The sequence below is a fragment of the Vibrio sp. 1562 genome (assembly GCF_033340155.1).
Classification (GTDB): Bacteria; Pseudomonadota; Gammaproteobacteria; order Enterobacterales; family Vibrionaceae; genus Vibrio; species Vibrio alginolyticus.
In genome coordinates this window covers 1-727 of sequence record NZ_JAWOVY010000304.1, presented here as the reverse complement: position 1 = coordinate 727, position 727 = coordinate 1, and the positions used below count along the sequence as shown (strand labels likewise).

1 protein-coding gene is annotated in these 727 nt (G+C 40.9%); it reads left to right on the top strand.

Annotation, left to right across the window (positions count from 1 at the left end):
• Positions 1 to 552 (top strand): SPOR domain-containing protein (locus R7Z49_RS24820; RefSeq protein ID WP_318112349.1); only part of this gene is annotated, 552 nt, incomplete at its 5' end.
• Positions 553 to 727 lie beyond the last annotated feature (175 nt).

Sequence of the window (727 nt, the reverse complement as noted above, 5' to 3'; positions counted from 1 at the left end):
ATCGGCTTATCAGTCCTTCTTTCAGCTTGTGTTTCGGAAACTTACATCACAGATGTTACCTCCGAAAGCTACCGAGAAGACTACAAATCAGACGCAGTCTCTAAGCCTATAATGGCGTCTGAAAGTGCAGTTGTAGAACAAGACGTTAAGCCTGAAGTCGTGAAAATGACGGCAAAGCCTGAAGAGAAAAAAGTGGTGAAACTCACACCAAAAGAACAGGTAAAACCCGTTAAAATCATCCCTCCGAGCAAGAAGCAAGCAGGTATTCAACGATTCGGTTACACCATCCAGGTAGTCGCCGTAGGTAGCCAAGCTAAAGTTGATCAATTTGCAAACAAACTGCCTCAAAACGGTCAGCCGATTTGGGAGAATTACAAAGTTGTCAACGGCACAAAGTGGTTCTCGGTTCTTTACGGTGACTACGCAACAAGCGCCGAAGCTCAACAAGCGATTTCAACGCTTCCAACTCAATTCCAACAGTTGAAGCCTTTTGTTAAAAGCATTGACGCAATTAAGAACTCATCATTTCCAACGCTTAACAAACTCAACTAATCAAACCAAAATAAGGGAGCAATACGCTCCCTTATTTCTTTGGTCAAATCCTATTCGAACAGAATTCCTCACACTAAAATAACTGTACGTTACACCTCAAAGGTTTATCATATTAACTAGTATCTTTTGTAGGTCACGGAAAGATGGATTCATGATTAAAAATATTCTTCTATTA